A 5,011-nucleotide genomic window follows, 5' to 3' on the forward strand; every position below is an offset into this window, starting at 1 on the left:
GGGTTGTTGTACAGGTTCCACGGTGTGATGAGCACGGAGCAGACGGCGGCGATCATGCCGCCGGCGCGCCAGCTGATGCGCTGCGGGCTGACATTGGAGAAGTCGAACGCCGGCGAGATGAAGTTCGCGACGATGTTGATGCCGATGGTGGCGGTGGTGAAGGTGAGCGCGCCGAGGACGATGGCGAAGGTGCTGTCGATCCGGGCGACGGTCTGGACCGGGTCGGTGATGAGTTCCCCGAAGACGGGAATCGTCAGCGAGGCGGTGAGAACCACCAGCAGGGAGAACACCAGGAAGTTCACCGGAAGGCCAAGAAGGTTGCCGCGTCGGACGGCACCGAAGTCCTTTCCGTACCGGGCGAAGTCGCCGAAGTTCAGCATCGGACCGGAGAAGTAGGAGACGACCAGGGCGATGGCACCAAGCATGATCGAGATGGTGGAGCCGCCATGGCGCTCGCCACCGAGGTTGAGGCTCATCCCGCCCCAGCCGGCCTTGTAGATGAGGTAGCCGGTGAGGGCGAACATCACGACGTAGACGGCCGGGCCGCAGAAGTCGATGAACCGGCGGATCGTCTCCATCCCGGTCCAGAACACCGCCGCCTGGAGGACCCACAGGGCGGCGAAACTGCACCACCCGAGCAGCGGCAGGCCCAGGAAGCCGTACTGGTGGACATCCGCGTAGGGAGCGAGGCCGCCGAACAGCTTGAGCAGGACGACGTCCAGGGCGGCCGAGGCGAGGTAGGTCTGGATGCCGTACCAGGCCACGGCGATGAGCCCACGGATGATGGCCGGGATGTTGGCACCGAGCACACCGAAGGACGCCCGGCAGACCACCGGATAGGGCACCGCCGCCTGCTGGCTGGGCCGGGCCACGAGATTACAGAAGAAATAGACGATGGTGATGCCCACGAGAAGCGCGACCAGGACCTGCCAGCTGGTCAGCCCGAGCGCGAACAGGCTGCCGGCGGTCACATATCCGCCGACGCTGTGCACATCCGACATCCAGAAGGCGAAGATGTTGTAGGTCGACCAGGTCTGCCTGGGTAGCGGAGCCAGATCCTCATTGGCAAGCCGCGGGTCGTAACCCGGCTTCACCGCACCCGAACCGACCGGCTGGCCGGCGGCTTCGGGCATATCTCCACTGCTTGTCGGCAGATCCCGTGGCGGCGCCACGGTAGCCTCGGACTCGTTCATTGTTTCTCCCTCGGATGGCTGCGCGGTCCACGCGGGTGATCGGGCGTTTTCAGACACACGACGGGTCGCCGGAAGCGCGGCCCGCTTCGGCGTCAGACCGCTCCGGTCACGGCGGGATGAATCCACCGGCCGGCCTCTGTCGAGAGACAGTAGAGTGGTGATGTTTCTGTCGAATGACGCGGCAGATATATCCACTGGTGGACGGTCGAAGCCGAGTTGCTCCGTGCTGCGCTGATCAGAATCACGGCCGACCGGCCCGGGGCGGGCAGCCGGCAGTCGGGCGGTAGGGCGGTCAGGGCGTGGGGCCGGGGCTGCCGGGGAGGGAGGCCCGAAGCCGGGCGTGGTGCAGGCGGGAGATCTCCAGCAGCGCCGGCGCGTTCCGAGCCGCGAAGGCGGCGAGCATCCGCTCGTGGTCCTCGTTGAGCGCGGTGACCACGTCGCGCGGCGCGTGGTCCATCGGCCGGGCGGGCTCGGTCATGTTCCAGGCCGATTCGTACATGCGTGCCAGCCGGGGCATGGCGCCGGCGTTGACGAGCGCGAGATGGAACCGGCGGCTCTCGCGATGGTGCCCGCGGGCGTCGCCGGCCTCGATCGCCGCGGCGGTGGCGACGTGCGCCGCCAGGACCCGTTCGTCGTCCGCGACTGTGGCCCGGCGCACGGCCGCCGCCAACGCGGAGGCCTCCAACGCCTCCCGCACCAGGTAGAACTCGCGCAGCTCGGCGGGCGTGAGCGCCGCGACGGTGTAGCCCGCGCGGGCCCGATGCTCCACCAGCCCCTCACCGACCAGGCTCATCAACGCCTCACGGACGGGAATCCGGCTGACCTGATAACGCGCGGCGACCTCATCGACCGGGATGGGCAGGCCGGGTGCGGCCGCGCCGTCGAGGATGACCCGCTTGAGCTCGCCGAGGATGGCCTCACGGGCCGATCCATCCCAGTCGGTGGACAGGGTCGCGACCCATGTCACCGGTGGCCGGGGGACTCGCATCCCATCCTCCCAGGGATGGATCCGCCGGGGCAGCTGGCGGGCCGGATCTGCAGTGGACGTCCGGGACTGTAGCCCCGAACTGTTTCGTCCCGTCCGCCGTCAGATCACGTTTGTGCACCGAGCCAGCCCACCCCCACGAACCGGGCCAGCCCGGCCGTGATCGGGGCGGACCAGACCAGATGTGCGGCCATGTTCGCCGACCGGACACAATGACCGAACTGAGGACCGAACTGGCGGAGAGGAGATCGACCGCGCCGGTTTCGCCTCTGCGCCCCAGTGACCCGGCGGAGATCGGTGGTTATCCGGTTGCCGCCCGGCTTGGTTCGGGGGGATGGGCGTGGTCTATCTGGCCACCGATCCCGCCGGTCGACCGCTCGCCGTCAAACGAATCGCCACCCGGTTGGCGGGCGACCCGGATTTCCGGCAGCGTTTCCGCCGTGAGGTGACGGCCGCCCGGGCGGTCGGCGGGGTGTGCACGGTGCGGGTCGTGGCCGCCGATCCCGAGGCCGACCGACCGTGGCTTGCCACCGAATACGTCGCCGGCTCCAGTCTGACCGAGGTGGTGGAGGCCGAAGGCGCCCTGACCGGAGGTGTCCTGGACAGCCTCGCCGTGGGTCTGGCGGAGGCGCTTTCGGCGATGCACCGGGTCGGCGTGGTGCACCGGGATCTGAAACCGTCCAATGTGCTGCTGACCGCGGACGGCCCCAAGGTGATCGATTTCGGGGTGTCCTGGTATGCCGAGTCGACGCCGCTGACCAGTCCGGGCTCGTTGCTGGGCAGTCCGGGTTACATGGCGCCCGAGCAGGTCGCCGCCGGTGAGACCGGGCCTTTCACCGACGTGTGTTCCTGGGCGCTGACGCTCGCCTTCGCCGCCACCGGACGCCCCCCGTACGGGCTGGGTCGACCCGAGGTCCTGCTGTACCGCGTGATCGGGGAACGCCCTGATCTCACCGGTGTCCCCGACCGTCTGCTGCCCGTCCTGCTGGCGGCGTTGCGCCCCGATCCGCGTGGCCGGCCGAGCGCGACGGACCTGCTGCACCAGCTTCTGCCCGCGGCCGCCGACCCGACGGCCGACCCCGCCGGGGCGACCCAACGCCTGCTGGACGAGCGATGGCAGCTCCCCGGCCTTCCCCGCACGGTCACCGACCTCGACTCCATGCCTGTCATCCACCCTCCGCCACCGGCCACGGGGGCAGCCGTGGCGCGCCCCTCGCCACCGGCCGCGGCTTCGCGACCAGGACAGCCAGGGCAGGCAGGGCAGCCGGTGCCACGGCCAAGGCGTCGGCCGGGGTGGTTGTCGGGCCCGTGGATTCCGGCCGTGATCGCCATCGCGGGTGTTCTCGCCATCGCGATCGTCGCGACCCTGCTTACCCGCGGTGGGCCCGCGAAGCCCACCACCCTGGCATCCGCCGGGGCCGGCACCGCCACCGCGCCGGCTCCGGGGACGGCCGTGCCCGTACCCACCGGGACGGCGTTTCTCGGCCCGTCGCCGTCGCTGCCCCCGACCGGCGGCGGCTCCGTATCGGCGACTCCGAGCGCCGCCGCCACACCACCGATCGCGCTGCCCGGCCTGTGGCGCGGCGGGTACGTCTGTTCGCAGGGCCCGACCGGGCTATTGCTCAGTATTGTTCTGACCCCGAGCCAGGATCTGTGGGCACGGCTTGACTTCTACCCGCTGCCGTCCAATCCCGGTGTGCCCCGCGGCTCCTACCTGACCCGCATCATCTTCGCCGACGGGGTGCTGAACTTCACCGGTGTGCGCTGGATCGAGCAGCCCCCCGGCTACAACATGGCCAACTTCACCGCGCGTCCGGACGCCACCCGCCCGGACGACCTGGCGGGCCAGGTGCGCCTGGCCGGATGCTCGACCTTCGCCGTCCATCGCCAGTAGTCCCCCGGACCGACCCGCACCGCCCGTACGGACCAGACAGCCGCACGCACGGCATATCCACGCGAACCACATCACGTCACCGAAATCCGGCAGATGATCTAGGTCGGGCATAAGGTCGCAGGTGGGGCACGGGGATCGGCGAGGCAACCCAGTGACGCACGGCGATCCGGTGGACGGTGAACCCGCGCGACGCGGGGCGGATCGCGCTGCGACACGGACGCTCAGGCACAGTGGTCGACGGGCAGGAACGGACAGGTGCGGACACGGCGGGCGTCCCCAGCGGACTGGGACGCGATCTGGCCTGTCTGGCGTGCCGCTGTCGTCGAGGGCGAGACCTGCCCGTGGCCACCGGACACCGACGAGCAGACCGCACGCAGCGCGTGGATGCTGCCGCCCCCGGCCGACGTCCTGGTGATGGAGCAGGAGGACACCGACGGCCGGGTCGCCGTGGTGGCCACCGCCCTGCTCATTCCCAGCCTGCCCGGCCTGGGCGACCATGTCGCCCAGGCCATCCTGTTGGTCGATCCGAAGTGGATCGACCACGGCGGCGCGCCACAACGCGCGAGGGTGCTCGGCGCCGGCCGGGGCCGGAGCGGCGCGGGCGGTGGGACCGGCGGGCCAGGCGGGCACTGGGAGAGCGCGAGCCGCCTCGCCGCCGAGCAGATGATCGAGTACGCGACCGACCGCGGTTACCGGGCGATGCAGCTCAACGCCGTCATCTCGGTGAACCCAAAACTCGTCGCCCTGTGGCGTTCTCTGGCGTTTCGCCTGGTCGGCACCCTGCCCGCCGCCTATCGTCACCCCTGGCTCGGCGACGTGGACCTCTACGTCATGTACCGTTTTCTGCCCACCGGGGAACACTGAGCGGCTATCCCGGCAGAACGGCGGTCGACGCTGCGACAACGGTTTGGACAGTGGGCAGATTTTTGCTCCCGGAAA

General features: G+C 70.0%; 4 protein-coding genes. 2 read left to right on the top strand and 2 right to left on the bottom strand.

The annotated features are described in order from the left end of the window. Both G6R24_RS18080 and G6R24_RS18085 read right to left on the bottom strand, forming a co-directional pair. Window positions 1-1,133, bottom strand: a 1,133-nt coding sequence (locus G6R24_RS18080; RefSeq protein WP_225438690.1) for an NCS1 family nucleobase:cation symporter-1, incomplete at its 3' end; no start/stop codon positions are given. Window positions 1,134-1,485: 352 nt separating this feature from the next. Then, a complete protein-coding gene (locus tag G6R24_RS18085; protein WP_163550391.1) occupies window positions 1,486-2,181 on the bottom strand; it encodes a GntR family transcriptional regulator in 696 nt (231 codons plus the stop codon). A gap of 331 nt (window positions 2,182-2,512) precedes the next feature. On the opposite strand from G6R24_RS18085, the gene G6R24_RS18090 reads away from it, so the two are divergent. Both G6R24_RS18090 and G6R24_RS18095 read left to right on the top strand, forming a co-directional pair. Further along, on the top strand, window positions 2,513-4,072 hold the full coding sequence (locus tag G6R24_RS18090) for a serine/threonine-protein kinase (protein ID WP_163550392.1): 1,560 nt from the start codon (window positions 2,513-2,515) through the stop codon (window positions 4,070-4,072). Window positions 4,073-4,327: 255 nt separating this feature from the next. Continuing rightward, on the top strand, window positions 4,328-4,936 hold the full coding sequence (locus G6R24_RS18095; protein ID WP_163550393.1) for a GNAT family N-acetyltransferase: 609 nt from the start codon (window positions 4,328-4,330) through the stop codon (window positions 4,934-4,936). Window positions 4,937-5,011: the final 75 nt, after the last annotated feature.

Origin of the sequence: Candidatus Frankia nodulisporulans (assembly GCF_902806475.1) — a bacterium.
GTDB classification, from domain to species: Bacteria; Actinomycetota; Actinomycetes; order Frankiales; family Frankiaceae; genus Frankia; species Frankia umida.

Excerpts from the sequence above, each read along its gene's own strand:
- G6R24_RS18085 (WP_163550391.1), bottom strand. The coding sequence starts at position 2,181 with ATGCGAGTCCCCCGGCCACCGGTGACATGGGTCGCGACCCTGTCCACC.
- G6R24_RS18090 (WP_163550392.1), top strand. The coding sequence starts at position 2,513 with ATGGGCGTGGTCTATCTGGCCACCGATCCCGCCGGTCGACCGCTCGCC.